This window comes from Nonomuraea sp. NPDC049309, assembly GCF_043196965.1.
Classification (GTDB): domain Bacteria; phylum Actinomycetota; class Actinomycetes; order Streptosporangiales; family Streptosporangiaceae; genus Nonomuraea; species Nonomuraea fastidiosa.
Genome location: NZ_JBICSH010000002.1, coordinates 672,040 through 689,600, shown reverse-complemented (window position 1 = coordinate 689,600; position 17,561 = coordinate 672,040). Strand labels below are relative to the sequence as shown.

The window sequence follows — 17,561 nt, the reverse complement described above, 5'->3', positions numbered from 1 at the left end:
CGGTGCAGAGCCAGCAAGGTCGGACCACCAGGAAAGGGGCGGTGTCAGTGGATCGCTGCGCGCTGTTCGTGGACGCTGGCTATCTGCTGGCCGATGGCGCGATGGCCGTGCACGGCACGCGTCATCGTGAAGCGGTCGCCTGGGACTACCCGGGGCTGCTCCAGCTGATGACCAGCCTGTCGCGTGAGCGCACCGGGCTGCCGCTGTTGCGCTGCTACTGGTACGAGGCGACGGTCGAGGGCCGCCGCACTCCAGAGCACGACGCGCTGGCCGACATCCCCGGGCTCAAGCTGCGGCTCTCGCGCATCAGGCCGGGCCGTCGCGAGGGCGTGGACGCCCAGGTCCATCGTGACCTGATGACGCTCGCCCGCAACAACGCCATCTGCGACGCGGTCGTGGTGAGCGGCGACGAGGACCTGGCGCAGGTCGTGTGCGACGCTCAGGACCTGGGCATCCGGGTCACCGTGATCCACATCGCCGCCGAGGGCGGCTGGGCCGTCTCGCGCTCGCTGCGCCAGGAGTGCGACGACCTCGTGGAGCTGGGAGCGGTCCATCTGCGGCCGTACGTCACGCTCGTCTCGGGCGCCACCGAGGCGTCCAACGGCCACCAGCCGCTCAGCAACGGGCAGGCCGCCCACTCGCTGCCGCCCGCTCAGCCGGCCCAGCCCCAGCCCCAGCCCGCTCAGCCGTCGCAGCAGCCGTCGCTGCCGTCGTCGTCGTCCTCGCTGCCGCCCCTGCCGCAGCCCCAGCAGGTCCAGCAGCCGCAGCAGGTCCAGCAGCCGCAGTCGCAGCAAGCGCAGCAGGTCCAGCAGCCGCAGTCGCAGCAAGCGCAGCAGGCTCAACAGACGCAGTCACAGCAGGCGCCGCAGCCCACCGGCAGCCACGCCGCGGGATCGCAGCCGGGCTCCTCGTCCACCGGCAGCCACGCGGCGTCCAACGGGCCGTCGCCGGGCCAGCAGCAGTCGCAGCCCGTGCTGCCGACGTACGCGAACTATCAGCCCGAACAGCCGGCGCAGACGCCGCCGCCCGCGCCCGCGAACCCGACCGCCACCGCGCCCGTCCAGGCGCAGCCGCAGTCGTCGCAGAGCGGCAACGGCAACGGCAACACCGGCCAGTTCCCGGCGCAGCCGGGCACCTCCTACCAGCAGCAGCAGTCGAGCGGCGGCTACCAGCAGCAGCCCGCCCAGTCGAGCGGCAGCACCTACCAGCCGGCGCAGCTCGGCCCCTACACCGGGCCGCAGCCCGCCCCGGTCAACCCGCCGCCCGCCGCCACGGCCGGCGCGACCACGCTGGCCGAGGCCGTGAAGTCCGCGCACCGAGAGGGCCACGACTTCGGCGAGTCCGTCGCCCGGGACGCGCCCGCGCTCTGGCTGGAGGCCGTGCTCGCGCGCAAGCCCCGCATGCCCTCCGACCTGGAGGCCCGCCTGCTCCAGGGCTCGTCGCTGCCGATCGACTTCCTGCTGCACGATGAGGTGCGTCACGCCCTGCGGCGCGGCTTCTGGGACGCGTTGGAACGCGCTCGCCACTGACCCTCACCCCGCCTGAGGTCGTGCAGGCGGGCGGAGGAGGTCAGGAGAGGGACTGACCCTCACCCGCCTGGGGTCGTGCAGGCGGGCGGAGGAGGTCAGGAGAGGGCGTCGAAGCCCGCGCGCAGCCGGGCGACGCGGTCGGCGAGGTCGGCGAGCGGCACCGCCAGCGCCGGGTCCTGCGACTTGCGGGCCAGCTCGCGCACCCTGGCCAGCTCGTCCTCGACGGCGGTCAGCCGCCGCGACAGCTCGGGCAGCACCGACGCCTGGTCGCCCGCGCCGGGCGGCAGCTCGCCGCTGAGCCGGTCGCGCAGCATGCTGGCCTGCTCGGCGAGCCGTTTGTTCATGTTGTACAACTCGGTGAACACCGACACCTTCGCCCGCAGCACCCACGGGTCGAACGGCTTGGTGAGGTAGTCGACGGCGCCCGCCGCGTAGCCGCGGAAGGCGTAGTCGGGCGCGCTGTCCACCACGGTCAGGAAGATGATCGGGATGTTGCGAGTGCGCTCGCGCCGCTTGATGTGGGCGGCCGTCTCGAAGCCATCCATGCCGGGCATGCGAACGTCCAGCAGGATCAGCGCGAACTCGGTGTTGAGCAGCGCTTTCAGCGCCTCCTCGCCCGATCTGGCGCGCACCGGCACCAGGTCGAGCGAGCTGAGGATGGCCTCGAGGGCGATCAGGTTCTCCTCGCGGTCATCGACGAGGAGGATCTTGGCACGCTCCGGCATCGATCACGACCCTTCGGATGGCGCTGTGGACGTGTCGGCCGAGCCGCCGCTTCCCCGGCTGAGCCAGCCGCGCAGGCGCTCGAGCAGGCGGTCGACGTCGACCGGCTTGGGAACGTAGTCGGACGCGCCCGACGCGATGGACTTCTCCCTGTCGCCGCGCATGACCTTGGCGGTCAGGGCGATGATCGGCAGGTCGGCGAACTGCGGCATGCGGCGGATGGCGGAGGTCGTGGCCCAGCCGTCCATCTCCGGCATCATGATGTCCATCAGCACGAGCGCGACGTCCTCGTTCCGTTCGAGCTGTTCGATGCCTTCCCGCCCGTTCTCAGCGTAGACCACGGTGGAGCCGTGGCGTTCGAGCACGCTGGTCAGCGCGAAGACGTTACGGATGTCGTCGTCGACGATGAGGATCTTCGCGCCGTTGAGCGGGTCGTCGCCCTGCCACTTGCTGGGCGTCTCGACGGGCGGCTCGACCAGCTCGGGCATGGGCAGGTCGAGCGGCATCGGCGGCTCGGGCGCGGCGCTGGTCGTCGCGGCGGTGGTGGTCACCTCCTCCGGCGGCGGCGTCATGAGCTGGCGCCGCGAGGCGGAGCTTCCGTCGGTGGCGGCCAGCGGGCCGGTGTAGGAGGCGGGCAGGTAGAGCGTGAACGTGCTGCCCTTGCCCAGCTCGCTGTCCACGTGGATCTCGCCGCCGAGCAGCCGCGCGATGTCGCGGCAGATGGCGAGGCCGAGGCCGGTGCCGCCGTACTTGCGGCTGGTGGTGCCGTCGGCCTGGCGGAAGGCCTCGAAGATGACGTCGCGCTTGTCGGGCGCGATGCCGATGCCGGTGTCGATCACCTGGAACGCCAGCAGGTCCTCGGCGTCGTGCAGCGAGTCGTCGTCGAACTGCACGCCGGGCGCCGCCCTGGAGACGCGCAGCTTGACCTCGCCGCGCGGGGTGAACTTGACCGCGTTGGACAGCAGGTTGCGCAGCACCTGCTGCAGCCGCTGTTCGTCGGCGCGCAGCTCCTGCGGCACGTCGGGCTCGATCTCCACGCTGAAGTCCAGGCCCTTGTCCTGGGCGACCGGCGCGAAGGCGGCTTCGAGCAGCTCGACCATCTTCGGCAGCGACACCTGGATGGGGTGGATGTCCATCCGGCCGGCCTCGACCTTCGACAGGTCGAGCATGTCGTTGATGAGCTGCAGCAGCGCCGAGCCCGCGCTGTGGATGGTCCGCGCGAACTCCACCTGCTGCGAGGTGAGGTTGCCCTCGGCGTTCTCGGTGAGCAGCTTGGCCAGCACGAGCAGGCTGTTGAGCGGCGTGCGCAGCTCGTGCGACATGTTCGCGAGGAACTCGGACTTGTAGCGCGAGGACACCGCGAGCTGCTCGGCGCGCTCCTCCAGCGTGCGGCGGGCCTGCTCGATCTGGAAGTTCTGGATCTCGATGGCGCGGTTCTGCTTGGCGAGCAGCGCCGCCTTGTCCTCCAGCTCGGCGTTGGACCTGCGCAGCTCCTCCTGCTGGCGCTGCAGCTCGTCGGAGCGCTCCTGCAGCTCGCGGGTGAGCCGCTGCGACTCCTTCAGCAGGTCCTCGGTGCGGGAGTTGGCGATGATGGTGTTCATCGTGACGCCGATGGTCTCGACGAGCTGCGTGAGGAAGTCGAGATGCACCTCGCCGAACGGCGTGAACGAGGCCAGCTCCAGCACGCCGAGCACGCGGTTTTCGAACAGGATCGGCAGCACCACGATCTGGGCGGGCGTTGAGCGGCTGAGTCCGCTGTCGATGGTGATGAACTCGGGCGGCACGTCGTCGAGCACGATGTGGCGGCCCTCGGCGGCGGCCTGGCCGACGATGCCCTCCCCGATGGCGAAGCGCCGGCGCGGGCCCCGGTCGGGACGTACGCCGTAGCCGCCGATGAGGATCAGCTCGTTGTCGGCGTCGGGGTCGATGCTGTAGAAGGCGCCGTAGCGGGCCGAGACCAGCGGGGTCAGCTCGCTCATCGTGAGCTTGGCCACTTCGAGCAGGTCGCGGTGGCCCTGCATGAGCCGGGAGATGCGGGCCAGGTTGGACTTCAGCCAGTCCTGCTCCTGGTTGGCCTGCGTGGTCTCGCGCAGGCTGGCCACCATGGAGTTGATGTTGTCCTTCAGCTCGGCCAGCTCGCCCTGCGCCTCGATGGAGATGGAGCGGGTGAGGTCGCCGCGGGCGACGGCGCTGGTCACGGTGGCGATGGCGCGGATCTGCGTGGTGAGGCTGCTCGCCAGCTCGTTGACGCTCTCGGTGAGCCGCTTCCACGTGCCCTCGACGCCTTCGACGCGGGCCTGGCCGCCGAGCTGACCTTCGGTGCCGACCTCGCGGGCGACGCGGGTGACCTCGGAGGCGAACGACGAGAGCTGGTCGACCATCCGGTTGACGGTGGTCTTGAGCGCGAGGATCTCGCCCTGCGCGTCCACGTCGATCTTGCGGGTGAGGTCGCCGTTGGCGACCGCGGTGGTCACCTCGGCGATGTTGCGCACCTGGTACGTCAGGTTGTTGGCCATCGAGTTGACGTTGTCGGTGAGGTCCTTCCAGACGCCCGACACGCCCTTCACCCGCGCCTGGCCGCCGAGCTGTCCCTCGGTGCCCACTTCGCGGGCGACGCGGGTGACCTCGTCGGCGAAGGACGACAGCTGGTCCACCATCGTGTTGAGGGTGTCCTTCAGCTGGAGCATCTCGCCCTGCGCGTCCACGGTGATCTTCTTCGACAGGTTGCCCTGCGCCACCGCGGAGGACACGGCCGCGATCTGCCGCACCTGGGAGGTGAGGTTGTTGGCCATGGAGTTGACGTTGTCGGTGAGGTCCTTCCAGACCCCGGACACGCCTCTCACCTGCGCCTGGCCGCCGAGCTGTCCCTCGGTGCCGACCTCGCGGGCGACGCGGGTCACCTCCGAGGCGAACGAGGACAGCTGCTCGACCATCGTGTTCATCGTGGACTTCAGCTCCAGGATCTCGCCCTGGGCGTCCACGTCGATCTTGCGGGTGAGGTCGCCATTGGCGACCGCGGTGGTGACCTGCGCGATGTTGCGCACCTGGTACGTCAGGTTGGCCGCCATGGAGTTGACGTTGTCGGTGAGGTCCTTCCAGACGCCCGAGACGCCCTTGACCTCGGCGCGGCCGCCCAGCTTGCCCTCGGTGCCGACCTCGCGGGCGACGCGGGTGACCTCGTCGGCGAAGGACGACAGCTGGTCCACCATCGTGTTGAGGGTGTCCTTGAGCTGCAGGATCTCGCCCTGCGCGTCGACGGTGATCTTCTTCGACAGGTCGCCCTTGGCCACGGCCGTCGCCACCGTCGCGATGCTGCGCACCTGGGAGGTGAGGTTGTTGGCCATGGAGTTGACGTTGTCGGTGAGGTCCTTCCAAACGCCCGACACGCCGGTGACGCGGGCCTGGCCGCCCAGCTGGCCTTCGGTGCCGACCTCGCGGGCGACGCGGGTGACCTCGTCGGCGAAGCCGGAGAGCTGGTCCACCATCGTGTTGACGGTGTTCTTCAGCTCGAACATCTCGCCCACGGCGTCGACCGTCACCTTGCGGCTCAGGTCGCCCTTCGCCACGGCGGTGGTCACCACGGCGATGTCGCGCACCTGCGCCGCCACGCGCGAGGACATCGTGTTGACCGCCTCGGTCAGGTCGCGCCAGCTTCCGGACATGCCGCGCAGGTTGGCGCTGCCGCCCAGCCGGCCCTCGGTGCCGGCCTCGCGGGCGACCCGCAGGACCTCGCTGTTGAACAGCGCGAGCTGGTCCACCATGCCGTTGATGGCCTTGCCGAGCCTGCGCACCTCGCCGCGCGCCGACCTGTCGAGGTCGATGCGCCGGGACAGATCACCCTTGGCGACCGCGTCGATGACGTCGGCGGCGCCGCTCACCGGGCTGACCAGGGCGTCGATGAGCTGGTTGACGGACTCGACGCTCTCGGCCCACGCGCCGACGCCGGGGCCCGGCGTCAGGCGCTCGCTGAAGCGACCTTCCTTGACCACTTCTTTACGTACGCGCGTGAGCTCTTTGGCCAGGTGCTCGCGACGGTCGGCGATGTCGTTGAGCACCATCCGCACTTCGCTGAGGATGCCGGGAGGCGCATGAGGAACCCGACGCCGGAAGTCGCCGTCACGCCAAGAGTAGAGAGTCTCCAGGATGGGTACGAGATCCGACTCGGTGTACGTCCTCTCCTTTGGACTTGGCGCAACTTTGGCCGTGGTCATGGGGCCTCCTTCACTCGCGGCTGGCTCCAGCGAGTGATTCAAGTCTGTCACGATGAGTAGCTCGTAGTCCTGTCCTTGGATTTACCCCAAGTCAGCGGGAAGTGTGGTAGGGACGTGAGGATGACTGCTTCTCCCCATGCGGTGCTCGCTGCGACGTTCGCGCCGGGCGAGTCCGCAGTGACGGCTGCGATGAGGTTCACGCGCGAAGTGATGACCGCGTGGGCCACCGGCGGCATGCTCCACACCGCCGAGCAGGTCGCCGGAGATCTCACCGCACAGGCCGCGAACGAGCCGTTCGAGGTGATCTGGAAGCATTTCGGGGACGCAGTCCAGGTCGAGCTGCGGCAGCGAAACCTCTCCCAAGGCGATCTCAAGGCTCCTTCCGTGCACGTCGAGGAGTGGGGGGTCACCTTTTCGGGCGACTCCCGTGTCCATTGGGCCAGACTCACGCTACCTGGCTCCCCGGACACCGTGGCCGCCGAATGGACGGAGGAGAGCAGCCGAGGCCCCCACTGGCTGGGCTTCCTCGCCGACGCGAGCGACCTGCTCGCGGGCACGCTCGACCCCGACATGGTGCCGGCCATCATCGCCCAGGTCGTGGTGCCGCGCCTGGCGAGCTGGTGCGCCGTCTACACCTCCGACCCCAGCGCGCCGCCGCGCCTGGTCTACCTCTGGCACGCCGACGAGGCGCGCATCGACGGCCTGCGCGAGCAGCTCGGCGAGATGGACGTCGCCGCCGCGGCCGACACGCAGGTCACCTCCACCCTTCACCTGGCCGAGTGGCAGGTGCTCGCGGTGCCGCTGATCGCCCGCGGCCGCACGCTCGGCATGATGTGCCTGGGCCGCTCCGACCGCTTCCCCGACGAGGTCATCCAGTTCGCCGACGACATCGGCAGGCGTGCGGCGCTGGCGATGGACAACGCCAGGCTCTACGCCCAGCAGGCCGCCGCCAACCGGGCGCTGCAGCGCAGCCTCCTGCCGCCCAACGAGCCGGAGGTGCCGGGCCTCGACTACGGCGTCATCTACGAGCCCGCCGGCGAGGCCAACGAGGTCGGCGGCGACTTCTACGACCTGTTCAAGGCGGGCGACGACTCCTGGCGCTTCGCGATCGGCGATGTGTGCGGCACCGGCCCCGAGGCCGCCGCCGTCACCGGCCTGGCCCGCCACACGCTGCGGCTGCTGGCCAGGGAGGGCTATGGCGTGGCCGCCGTGCTGGGCCGGCTCAACCAGGCGATCCTGGAGGAGGGCGAGCGGGCGAGGTTCCTCACCCTGCTGCACGGCGACATCACGCCGATGCCCGAAGGCGGCCTGGAGGTGCGGCTGGTCTCGGCGGGTCACCCCGAGGCGCTGCGGCTCAAGCCGAGCGGCAAGGTCGAGGCGGTCACCACCCCGCAGTCGCTGCTCGGGGTCTTCCACGAGGTGACGTTCGAGGCCGACACCGTCCGGCTCGACCCCGGAGACGTGCTGCTCGCCGTCACCGACGGGGTGACCGAGCGCCGCTCCGGCGGGCGGCTGCTCGACGACGACGGCGGGCTGGCCAAGATGCTGGCCGAGTGCGTGGGCCTGTCGGCCAGGGCGGTGGCCGAACGCATCCGCAGGGGCGCGGCCGAGTTCGCCTCCGAGCCCAGCGCCGACGACCTCGCGATCGTGGTGCTGCGCGCCCGCTAGGTCTCGTCCGATCATGGCGGGCTCGTGTTGTCGCTGCTCACGTACGTTCTTTCCGGGCTGAGTACGGGGTGCCGTGATGCTGACACGCCGGATGACCGAAGGTCAAGCCCCTGGTAAGAAAGCGCGCTCAGGCCGGACCCGCGTGCTTGCGCGCGAAGTCGAGCTGGACGGCCGTCTGCGCGATGCGCTCGGAGACCACCAGCGAGCCGCGGATCGCGTCGTAGGTGTAGACCTCGTGCTCGACGCCGTGCTCGGCCAGCCGCGCCACGTACTTCTCGATCTGCCGCAGCGGGCAGCGGGTGTCGTTCTCGCCGGCCAGGATCAGCAGCGGGGCCTTGATCCGGTCGACGTACGTGATCGGCGAGCTGGCCGCGTACCGCTCGGGCTGTTCGTCGGGTGAGCCGCCGAGCAGCGCCCGGTGGAAGACGCGCAGGCTCTCGGCCTCGTCCTCGTACGACGTCTGGTGGCAGGCGATCGGCACCGCGGCGATGCCGCAGGCCCACAGGTCGGGCTGGGTGCCGAGGCCCAGCAGCGTGAGGTAGCCGCCCCACGCGGTGCCGGCGAGCACCGTACGCGAGCCGTCCACGATGCCGCGCTCGACCACCTGCTCGCGCACGGCCCGCACGTCGGCCAGCTCGATGTGGCCCACGTCGCCGTGCAGCGCGTCCCGCCAGGCCGAGCCGTAGCCGGTGGAGCCGCGGTAGTTGACCCGCACGACCGCGAACCCGGCGTCCACCCAGGCCGCGACCTCCGGCGAGAACTCGTCGCGGTCGTGGTCGGTCGGTCCGCCGTGCAGCAGGAACACCGCCGGGTAGGGGGCGGTGCCGACCTCCGGCCGCGAGACCAGCGCGTGGATGCGCCCGCCTTCGCCCTCGACGTCGATGTCCTCGACCGGCACGCTCGGCGGCGCGGGCGGACCGAGCGAGTTGAGCACGACCTGGCCGCTGGTCGAGCGGATGACCGGCGGGCGCGACGCGCTGGACCACAGGTACTCGACCTGGCCGCCGGGCCGCGGCGCGGCCTCCTCGATCACGCCGTGCGGGGTCTCGATGGGGGTCAGGCCGCCGCCCCTGAGGTCGTAGCGGTGCAGGTACGTGCGGGCGCGGTGGTCGCGCAGGATGAGCAGGCCGCGGCCGTCGTCGTACCACTCGGCGGCGAGGTCGCCGGAGTCGCGCAGCCAGATCTCGCGCTGCTCGCCGGTCACCGGGTCCCACACCAGCGGCTCGCTGCGCTGCCGGCGCTCGTGCAGGGCGAGGAGGCGGCGGTCGCCGGCGACGGGCGCGAAGCTCAGGCCGGTCACGCCCTTGCGCGGGCCGTCGTACAGTTCGCCGACCGTGCGGCCGTTGGGGCGGACCACGCGCAGGGCCGGGTGGCGGAAGTCGCCGTACTCGCCGTGGTTGACGGCGATGAGCGAGCCGTCGAGCGACATGGCGGCGACCCAGGCGGCCTCGGTGTGCTCGTACAGCGTCTCGGTGGGCTCGCCGGGGCGTACGAGGTGCACGCGGAACTTGTCGCCGCCGGCCAGGCTGATGGCGGCGGAGCCGGTGATGGACAGGCCGATGCCGCTGGGCTGTCCCGGCTCCAGGTCGGTCGCGATGGGCTCGCTCGCACCGCCGGTGAACGGCTGGCGCCACCATCCGCCGAGCTCGTCGCCGTCGGTGTCGGCGAACCAGTAGATCCACTGGCCGGTGGGGTCGATGGCCGCGTACCTGGTGCCCTTGGGCTGGTCGGTGACCTGACGGACGGAGCCGGTGACGCGGTCCCAGGCGTAGACCTCCCACTTGCCGGTGGCGTTGGAGCGGTAGATGGAGCGGTTGGGGGCCTGTCGCGCCCAGGACGGCAGCGTCATGCGCGACGCACGGAACCTGGCCTGCCAGCGTTCCTCCGCCTTCATCCGGTGCGCCCCCTCCCATAGATGTCCCGCGCTCCGGGGCGTGGGATGTCGTCCAGTATTGCGCCTGCGCCGGGGAAATTCTTCGAGAATGTGGGGGAATTTCGGACTAAATGCCCCATCAGTAACACCGGTCGCACCTGCCCGTCAAGAAACGGCGCTTGAACGGGGTGCCGGTTCGAAGATGGACAGATGGAATGCCGCACGGGTAACTACACCGTGTTTTCCTGCGGCGACATTTCTTGCCACAAATGCGGCAATTCGCTCATCGAGCGTGGCCGGGTCGTTATGCCATGCATTCGGTCCCATACCGACGACCTGGGTGATGTCCCCATGCCCCAGCTCCATCTCGAAATCGATCGAGCGCCGGTCGATCTCCACGAAACCGTCGAGGCTGCGTGCCACCCTGCGCTCCTTCTCCTCGTCCACCGAGAGCAGCCCCAGCTCCCCGACCAGCGGACTCAGGTGATGCGGCGCCGGAGTGACGACCACGGCAGCGCCGCCGGGACGCAGGATGCGCCGGAATTCGGGCCCGTTCCTGGGCGCGAACACGTCGATCACCACATCGGCCACCCCGCTCCTGATCGGAAGCGGGCGCCACACGTCGGCCACGAACGCCCCTGCCCTGGGATGCACCCGCGCCGCCCGGCGTACAGCGTGCTTCGACACATCGAACGCCATCCCGATGCCATCGTTCATCGCATTCAGCACGGCCGCCAGATAGTGCCCGGTGCCCGTGCCCGCGTCGACGACCACCGGCGAGATCCTGCCCACCGCGCCACGGTCGCCGACGGTGTCCGGCTGCCGCCCGGAAGCTCGTACCGGGCCGTCGCCGGCCTCCACTCCCGCCCCACGGTACGCCCTCAACCCCGCGCCGTCATTCGTTTCGGTAGAGGACTCATGTTCTGCTGCATCTATGCAGGTCAGGACGGCCTCGGCGAGCGCATTCGCAAGCGGTTCGTAGTGGCCTTCGCCGAGGAACGCGGCCCTTGCCGCCACCATGGCGGCGGTGTCGGCGGTGCCCGGCGGCCGCGAGCCGACCAGCAGGCTGACGTATCCCTGCCGCGCCACGTCGAAGGAGTGCCCGGCGGCGCAGCGCAGGGCGCCGGCGTCGAGCCGCAGCCCGGCCTGGCGATCGACCCCGCAGACGGGACAGATGAGGTGTTCGACGATGTCGGCCAGCATGCGGCCATTCTGGTGCACGCGCAGGTGGGGTGCCCGATCAGGCCGCAGCGGCGGCCTCCATGAGGAAGGCGGCGTTGGACGGCGTCGAGCGCAGCCGCTCGGCCAGCACCTCCATCTTGCGCGCCGGCTCCATCGCCGACAGTGAGCGGCGCAACCGCCAGACGATCCGCCGCTCCTGCTCGTGCAGCAGGATCTCCTCGCGGCGGGTGCCGGAGGCGTCGAGGTCCACGGCGGGGAACAGCCGCCGCTCCGCCAGCTCGCGGGTCAGGTGCACCTCCATGTTGCCGGTGCCCTTGAACTCCTCGTACAGGTTGTTGTCCATCCGCGAGCCCGTGTCCACGAGCGCGGTGGCGAGGATGGTGAGCGAGCCGCCGCCCTCGACGTTGCGCGCGGCACCGAAGAAGCGCTTCGGCGGATACAGCGCGCGGGCGTCGATGCCGCCCGTCAGCACGCGCCCGCCGCCGGGCGCCACGTTGTTGTACGCCCGCCCCAGCCGCGTCAGCGAATCCAGCAGCACCACCACGTCGCGGCCGGACTCGACGAGCCGCTTGGCCCGCTCGATGACCAGCTCGGCGAGTGCGGTGTGGTCGCGGTCGGGGTGGTCGAAGGTGGATGCGTACACCTCGCCGTCGATGCGGGCGCGCATGTCGGTGACCTCCTCGGGCCGCTCGCCGACGAGCAGCACCATGAGGTGGACTTCGGGGTGGTTGCGGCTGATGCCGGCGGCCAGCGCCTGCATGACCATGGTCTTGCCGGCCTTGGGCGGGGCCACGATGAGGCCGCGCTGCCCCTTGCCGATGGGGGCGAACAGGTCGATGACGCGGGTGCTGAGCGACTCGGTCTCGATGTGCAGCCGCTCTGTGGGGTGCACGGGGGTGAGCGCGGCGAAGTCCGGCCGGTCACGCCAGTCGGACAGCCCGTTGACGGCGTCGACGGCGATGAGCTTGTTGCCCGCGAAGCGGGCGGTGACGTGGTCGCCGGGGCGCAGGCCGTACTGGCGGATCTTTTCGGGCGGGACGCGGACGTCGCCGGGTCCCGGCAGGTGGCCCACCCGGATGAAGGCGGACTTGTCGCGCACGTCCAGCAGGCCGCGCTTCACGGAGCGGACCTGGGAGGTGGGCGTGCGCTGCGCGGGAATGGTGTGCGCAGAGGTGTCGAGCATGTGAGCCCCTTGAGGGAGATGCGCCTGATCGTGCGAAGGCGATCGGCAGGTGATGAGTGAGAAGCAGGGCAACGCGCCGTACGGAAAACGGGCAGAAGGAAACAAACGGCCCGAAACAGAAGGGCGGAGCCCGATATGAGACGTGAGCGGAGCTGAAGCTCAACGCTCAGTCGGAACATACCACACGATCTGCCCCATACAACGCCTAGCCCTGATGGGCTATTCCCGGGCTGTTCTCGTGTCTTCGCACGCGCGCGAGTGTCTTGAGGGTGACAATGTTCTATGCGACACCGGCTCGCGAGGAATTTGACCGCAGCAGGTGTTTCTCAACGAGACAGAACCCACATCGGGCCCGTATCGGGGCCCCATCGGCGTGCCGCCATCGTGTCAAGCGGCATGCAGGGACCCTGCAACCCGATGAGGGTTCCGTAAGACATAGGAAGAAAGACTCCTCAGGAGAGCACCCATGAAGACCGTCAGCCGCTGCCCGCGGTGCCACCACGAGCTCGACGAGGGCCCGATCATCTACCGCTGCGCGCACTGCCGCCGCGCCGTCTACGCCGCCGACATCGAGAACGAGTACGTTCCGCGGGAGCCCGTCGCCGCCTAGGCTGGTCGGGTGCCACACCCTCCGATCAGCACCACCTCCGGCGTCGAGGTGACACCCCTCTGCGACGCCGTAGGACCCATGGGGCCGTCCATCGCCCGCCCGCCGGCCGAGCTGTTCCCCGGCTCCGGGCTGCCGGACGAGCCCTGGGTCCTCCACTTCCACTGCTATCTGATCCGCGACGCCGCGGGCCGGCTGACCCTGGTCGACACCGGCATCGGCGCCGCGGACTCCCCGGTGTCGAGCTGGGCCCCGGTTCCCGGCATGCTGCACGGCGAGCTGGCCGCCGCGGGCGTCACGCCCGGCGAGATCGACACGGTCATCCTCACTCACCTGCACGGCGACCACGCCTCGGGCACGGTCAGCGACGGCAGGCCGGTGTTCGAGAACGCACGCCACGTCCTCCAGCGGGCCGAGCTCGACGCCGCCCGCGGCCGGATGCTCGACGAGATCGTCACCCCGCTCAAGGCGCAGCTCCACGTCGTCGACGGCGACGCCGAGGTCGCGCCCGGCATCCACGTGCACGCCACGCCCGGCCACACCCCCGGGCACCAGATCGCCCGCGCGGGAGAGCTGGCCATGACCGGCGACCTGGTACTCCACCCCGTGCAGCTCGCCGACCCGGCCATCCGCTACCTCTACGACGAGGACCAGGAGACCGCCGCACGCACCCGCGCCGAGATGCTCGCCGAGCTGCGGGCCGAGCGCGCGATCCTCGCCACCGCGCACTTCAGCGAGCCGTTCCACCGGCTCTGACCCCGGCCGCTCGACGAACGTCGCCGATCAGGCGTGCCCGGCCAGCGCGGGCTGGTCGGCGAGCAGCGACGACGGCAGCGCGACCCTGGCGGTCAGCCCGCCGTACGGCGAGGACACCAGCACCACCTTGATGCCGTGCCTGGCCGCCAGCCTGGAGACCACGAACAGGCCGAGCCGGTCGCTCTGCGCCAGGTCGAACTCGGGCGTGTTGGCCAGCCGGTCGTTCAGCTCGTCGAGCTCGGTGCGGGGCAGCCCGAGACCGCGGTCCTCCACCTCGACGACCATGCCGTGCGGGCTGAGCGCGGCGCGCACGTCCACCCGGGTCTTCGGCGGGGAGAAGAGGGTGGCGTTCTCGATCAGCTCCGCCATCAGGTGGACGACGTCGGTCACCGCCGAGCCGACCAGGAAGACGGGCGGCGGCGAGAGCACCTCGACCCGCTCGTACTCCTCCACCTCGGCGATGGCCGCGCGCAGCACGTCGAGCACCGGCACCGGCTTGCGCCAGGCGCGGCCCGGCGCCTGGTCGGACAGGATGATCAGGCTCTCCGCGTGGCGGCGCATGCGGGTGGTGAGGTGGTCGAGCTTGAACAGGTCGGCCAGCATCTCCGGCGCCTCCGTCTCCCGCTCCATGCTGTCGAGCTGCATGAGCTGGCGGTGCAGCAGCGACTGGTTGCGCCTGGCCAGGTTCACGAAGACCTGGCTGACGCCGTGCCGCAGCCGCGCCTGGTCCACCGCCGCCTCCACGGCCGTGGCCTGCACCTCGTTGAACGCCTTGACGATGTCGTGAATCTCCGTGGTGGTCGCCTCGACCTCAAGCGGCGCGATCTCGGCGGACGTGGGCGGCTCGGTGTTCGTGCGCAGCCGCTTGACCAGCCCGGCCAGCCGTACCTCGGCCAGCTCGGTGGCGGCGTCGCGCAGGCGGGCGAGCTCGCGTACCAGCCGATTGCGGAAGCGCAGCGAGAGCAGGATCGAGGCGGCGACCGCGATGAGGCCGGCGCCGGCCGCCACGCCGATCTTGACGAGCATGCCGACCGCAGTCGGCCGCACCCGCTCGGCCAGCGCCCGCGTGGTCTCGGTCTGGTTGCGCTGCACCGCGTTCCAGAGGTTCTCGCCGTCGATGGGCCAGGTGGCCGCAGCCGCGGGCAGGCCGTCATTCGGCGACTGGTCCTTGACCGCGTCCTCGGCCGTCGTCCACTCCTTGTAGACGGGCGAGCCCGACAGCCGCTCGTACGGCCCGCGCAGCCCGCCGTCCAGGTACGACATCGCCTGCGCGAACAGCAGCCGCCTGGTGGCCACCATGCCGGTGAAGGCCTCCCGCTCGCGCCCGTCGAGGCGGCCGCGGGCCAGCACGGCCGCGATGACCGCGCGCTGCCTGGAGAGCACCTCGGTGGCCTCGCCCATGGTGATCATCGCTCGCGCCTGCTGGTAGAGCGACTGCTCCGGCACCATGATCATGGCGTCGTACAGGCGGAACGAGGCGTCGGCGATCTGGTTGTAGTCGTCGATGACGTCGATGGGCTCGACGACGTTGACGTCCACCTGGCGGCGGATCTCGGGAAGCTGGTCGAGCTTGACGTTCAGCGCCTGGAGCTGGGTGGTCATCTCCGGCGACAGGTTGCGGGCGCGGCCCGCCGACGCGCGGAAGCGCTTGATCGCCTCGTCGGTCTTGCCGCGCTCCTTCTTCACCTCGGCGGCCTTGCGCCGGCCCATCATGAACTCGACGGAGGCCAGCCGCTCATCCTGCAGCGCGACGGTGACCTGCGTGGACGGGCTTGTCAGGTGCTCCGCCAGCTCGTTGGCCTCCAGCAGGCGCAGGCCGTCGCCACCGGTCAGGCCGGCCGCGAAGGCCCACAAACCCACCAGGGACAGCAGCGGAACGAGCAGGAGGACGAGCAGCTTGACGGTGATGGGGCGGCCACGCGTGGGGGGCATGCGACCTCCGGGTGCATGATGAGACCGCCTCGCAGATTACACCCCCCCTTTGCGGGGATTTCCGGGCGTCTGTGGCGTTCTTTCGCCGGCCGGACCGTACGCGGCCGCCGCCCGGCTCCCCGGAGCCGCCCGGTCAGCCGCGCTCTTCGGCACGGCCGGCCACCAGGTGGTCGCCGTCGCTCGCGCGCTCGCGCTCGAGCCGCCGTTCCAGCTCGCGCTTCTCGTCCTCCAGCCGGGCCACCCGGCCGGAGGCCTCGGCCCGCGCGCTGCGCAGCCGGCGCCGCTGCCTGGCCGTCCTGCGCGAACCCGCGCCCATCAGCCAGAGGCCCACCAGCAGCAGCGCCGCGGCGGCGGCCCCCGCGAGGAACATCTCGACGTACCCGAGCTCGACGGCCTGGCCGAACAGGACGTACCTGGAGCTCTGCTCGAAGAGCACCAGGGCGAAGGCGGCACCGGCGAGCAGGATCATGAGCAGTCCCAGCACGATCATCTGACTCACCCCTTGTCGGAAAGAGAGGCTCTCCACTGCCCGGCGATCGGCGGGATATGCGCGATGATGCGCTCACGAGGCCCGCGCCTGGGGAGGTTCCGCACTGCTCGGAAGACCCGACGATCGAGCACTTCGCGCCGCGCGTGGCGCCGACCAGCCGGCTGCGGGCCGCGCGTGCACGCCATCGAGTACGGCCGGCTCAAGCCGATGATGAACGTCCGCCTGTACGCCTACCGGCTGCCCGCCGGCACCATCCAACCCATCGGCGACCCGCCGACGGCCATGGTCTCCACGGTCCCGGTGACGCCGCTCGGCCCGCCGGAGCCGGTGGGCGACCTGCCGGCGCTGCACGAGGAGGCGGGCATCCAGCTCAGGGTGCTGGACCGGCTCTGGCCGTTCTGGGACGAGGTGATCGCCGGCACCCTGGAGCTCAGCGGGATCAGGCTGCGGAACGCGCGTCGATGAGCGCGCGCACCTGGTCAGGGGTCATCGAGCCGGGGGCGAGCCGCTCGCGGGCGACCCTGTTGGCCTCGCGCCGCAGCGTCTCGTTGACCGGCGTCGGCACGCCGTGCATGCGGCCGATGAGCACGATCTCGCCGTTGAGGTAGTCGGACTCGATCGAGCCGCTGCCCCTGGCCAGGCTCTGCCAGGACGACCCGCCGGCGCGCTCGACGCCCTCGATCTGCTTGGCGTCCACCTTGTGGCCGCGGACCTCGGCCTCCTCCTCGGGCGTGTTGTAGGCGATGCCGGCCCGGTCGAGCACGGTGCGCGCCTCGGCCCTGGCCAGCTCGGCGAGGTCCGACATGCCGGGCACGTGGCCGACCAGCGCCTCCACGGCGTTGGCCAGGTTGCCGAGCAGCTTGCCGTACTTCCAGCGCATCACGTCCGGCGAGGTGCGCCCGACCAGGCCGTGCTTGCCGAGGTCGGCGGCGATCTGCTCGGCGAGGTCGTCCACACCCTGGGGATAGCGGCCGACGTGCAGCATCCCCGAGTACGGGTGCCCGTGCGCCGCCACGGTGCCCGGTGCGGGGATCTGGGCCGGCAGCCAGACGCACATGCCGTAGACGCGCTCGAAGCGCCGCAGCGCGATGCGCTCGTTGGCCACGCCGTTCTGGGCGCACACCACGGGCAGGTCGGGCGACCACGGGGCCAGCGCGGCGATCGTGTCCTGCGTCTTGGTGGCGACGATGAGCACGTCGCCGTCGCGGGTGGGGATCGGGCCGTCGGCGGCGGGGATGGGCAGGGTCTCGGCGGAGTCGGGGGTGATCAGGCGCAGGCCGTCACGCTTGAGAGCCTCGTAGTGTGCTCCGCGCGCGATGAGGACGACCTCGTGCCCACCTTGGAACAGGCGGGCCCCGATCGTGCCCCCGACCGCTCCTGCTCCGATCACTATGTAGCGCATTGTTC

General features: G+C 70.8%; 13 protein-coding genes. 5 read left to right on the top strand and 8 right to left on the bottom strand.

From position 1 onward, the window contains the following. Window positions 1-41: 41 nt before the first annotated feature. Window positions 42-1,529 (top strand): NYN domain-containing protein, encoded by a 1,488-nt coding sequence (locus ACGFIM_RS17135; RefSeq protein ID WP_393201063.1) that lies wholly within the window; start codon window positions 42-44, stop codon window positions 1,527-1,529. Window positions 1,530-1,624: 95 nt separating this feature from the next. Here the strand turns inward: ACGFIM_RS17135 and ACGFIM_RS17130 are convergent, their stop codons facing one another. Together ACGFIM_RS17130 and ACGFIM_RS17125 are read right to left on the bottom strand one after the other, a co-directional pair. Beyond that, on the bottom strand, window positions 1,625-2,254 hold the full coding sequence (locus tag ACGFIM_RS17130; protein WP_364061926.1) for a response regulator: 630 nt from the start codon (window positions 2,252-2,254) through the stop codon (window positions 1,625-1,627). A gap of 3 nt (window positions 2,255-2,257) precedes the next feature. After that, window positions 2,258-6,463: a HAMP domain-containing protein gene (locus ACGFIM_RS17125; protein WP_393201060.1), complete on the bottom strand. Its 4,206-nt coding sequence runs from the start codon at window positions 6,461-6,463 to the stop codon at window positions 2,258-2,260. Window positions 6,464-6,583: 120 nt separating this feature from the next. On the opposite strand from ACGFIM_RS17125, the gene ACGFIM_RS17120 reads away from it, so the two are divergent. Beyond that, window positions 6,584-8,131 (top strand): PP2C family protein-serine/threonine phosphatase, encoded by a 1,548-nt coding sequence (locus ACGFIM_RS17120; RefSeq protein ID WP_393201058.1) that lies wholly within the window; start codon window positions 6,584-6,586, stop codon window positions 8,129-8,131. A gap of 127 nt (window positions 8,132-8,258) precedes the next feature. On the opposite strand, the gene ACGFIM_RS17115 is transcribed toward ACGFIM_RS17120, so the two are convergent. The 3 genes from ACGFIM_RS17115 to rho form a co-directional block, all read right to left on the bottom strand. Next, complete coding sequence (locus ACGFIM_RS17115; protein ID WP_393201056.1) at window positions 8,259-10,025, bottom strand: S9 family peptidase; 1,767 nt, start codon at window positions 10,023-10,025, stop codon at window positions 8,259-8,261. A gap of 144 nt (window positions 10,026-10,169) precedes the next feature. After that, window positions 10,170-11,207, bottom strand: coding sequence for a putative RNA methyltransferase (locus ACGFIM_RS17110; RefSeq protein ID WP_393201054.1), 1,038 nt, complete (start codon window positions 11,205-11,207; stop codon window positions 10,170-10,172). Between the two features lie 37 nt (window positions 11,208-11,244). Then, a complete protein-coding gene (gene rho, locus ACGFIM_RS17105) occupies window positions 11,245-12,369 on the bottom strand; it encodes a transcription termination factor Rho (RefSeq protein ID WP_393201052.1) in 1,125 nt (374 codons plus the stop codon). A 466-nt stretch (window positions 12,370-12,835) separates the two neighbouring features. On the opposite strand from rho, the gene ACGFIM_RS17100 reads away from it, so the two are divergent. Further along, on the top strand, window positions 12,836-12,979 hold the full coding sequence (locus ACGFIM_RS17100; RefSeq protein WP_393201050.1) for a hypothetical protein: 144 nt from the start codon (window positions 12,836-12,838) through the stop codon (window positions 12,977-12,979). A gap of 9 nt (window positions 12,980-12,988) precedes the next feature. Continuing rightward, complete coding sequence (locus ACGFIM_RS17095; RefSeq protein WP_393201048.1) at window positions 12,989-13,732, top strand: MBL fold metallo-hydrolase; 744 nt, start codon at window positions 12,989-12,991, stop codon at window positions 13,730-13,732. Between the two features lie 27 nt (window positions 13,733-13,759). Here ACGFIM_RS17095 and ACGFIM_RS17090 read toward each other — a convergent pair whose 3' ends face one another. Further along, window positions 13,760-15,664: a nitrate- and nitrite sensing domain-containing protein gene (locus ACGFIM_RS17090; RefSeq protein ID WP_393201046.1), complete on the bottom strand. Its 1,905-nt coding sequence runs from the start codon at window positions 15,662-15,664 to the stop codon at window positions 13,760-13,762. Window positions 15,665-15,797: 133 nt separating this feature from the next. After that, complete coding sequence (locus ACGFIM_RS17085; RefSeq protein ID WP_393201044.1) at window positions 15,798-16,154, bottom strand: hypothetical protein; 357 nt, start codon at window positions 16,152-16,154, stop codon at window positions 15,798-15,800. A gap of 63 nt (window positions 16,155-16,217) precedes the next feature. Between ACGFIM_RS17085 and ACGFIM_RS17080 the strand changes: the two genes are divergently transcribed. Then, window positions 16,218-16,619, top strand: a complete 402-nt coding sequence (locus ACGFIM_RS17080; protein ID WP_393201042.1) for a DUF6886 family protein — start codon at window positions 16,218-16,220, stop codon at window positions 16,617-16,619. Here ACGFIM_RS17080 and ACGFIM_RS17075 read toward each other — a convergent pair. Continuing rightward, window positions 16,594-17,556 (bottom strand): ketopantoate reductase family protein, encoded by a 963-nt coding sequence (locus ACGFIM_RS17075; RefSeq protein ID WP_393201040.1) that lies wholly within the window; start codon window positions 17,554-17,556, stop codon window positions 16,594-16,596. The two genes, ACGFIM_RS17080 and ACGFIM_RS17075, sit on opposite strands and share 26 nt — an antisense overlap. Window positions 17,557-17,561 lie beyond the last annotated feature (5 nt).

Excerpts from the sequence above, each read along its gene's own strand:
- ACGFIM_RS17120 (WP_393201058.1), top strand. The coding sequence starts at position 6,584 with ATGACTGCTTCTCCCCATGCGGTGCTCGCTGCGACGTTCGCGCCGGGC.
- ACGFIM_RS17130 (WP_364061926.1), bottom strand. The coding sequence starts at position 2,254 with ATGCCGGAGCGTGCCAAGATCCTCCTCGTCGATGACCGCGAGGAGAAC.
- ACGFIM_RS17100 (WP_393201050.1), top strand. The coding sequence starts at position 12,836 with ATGAAGACCGTCAGCCGCTGCCCGCGGTGCCACCACGAGCTCGACGAG.
- ACGFIM_RS17090 (WP_393201046.1), bottom strand. The coding sequence starts at position 15,664 with ATGCCCCCCACGCGTGGCCGCCCCATCACCGTCAAGCTGCTCGTCCTC.
- ACGFIM_RS17085 (WP_393201044.1), bottom strand. The coding sequence starts at position 16,154 with ATGATCGTGCTGGGACTGCTCATGATCCTGCTCGCCGGTGCCGCCTTC.
- ACGFIM_RS17080 (WP_393201042.1), top strand. The coding sequence starts at position 16,218 with ATGATGCGCTCACGAGGCCCGCGCCTGGGGAGGTTCCGCACTGCTCGG.
- ACGFIM_RS17110 (WP_393201054.1), bottom strand. The coding sequence starts at position 11,207 with ATGCTGGCCGACATCGTCGAACACCTCATCTGTCCCGTCTGCGGGGTC.
- rho (WP_393201052.1), bottom strand. The coding sequence starts at position 12,369 with ATGCTCGACACCTCTGCGCACACCATTCCCGCGCAGCGCACGCCCACC.
- ACGFIM_RS17125 (WP_393201060.1), bottom strand. The coding sequence starts at position 6,463 with ATGACCACGGCCAAAGTTGCGCCAAGTCCAAAGGAGAGGACGTACACC.
- ACGFIM_RS17075 (WP_393201040.1), bottom strand. The coding sequence starts at position 17,556 with ATGCGCTACATAGTGATCGGAGCAGGAGCGGTCGGGGGCACGATCGGG.
- ACGFIM_RS17115 (WP_393201056.1), bottom strand. The coding sequence starts at position 10,025 with ATGAAGGCGGAGGAACGCTGGCAGGCCAGGTTCCGTGCGTCGCGCATG.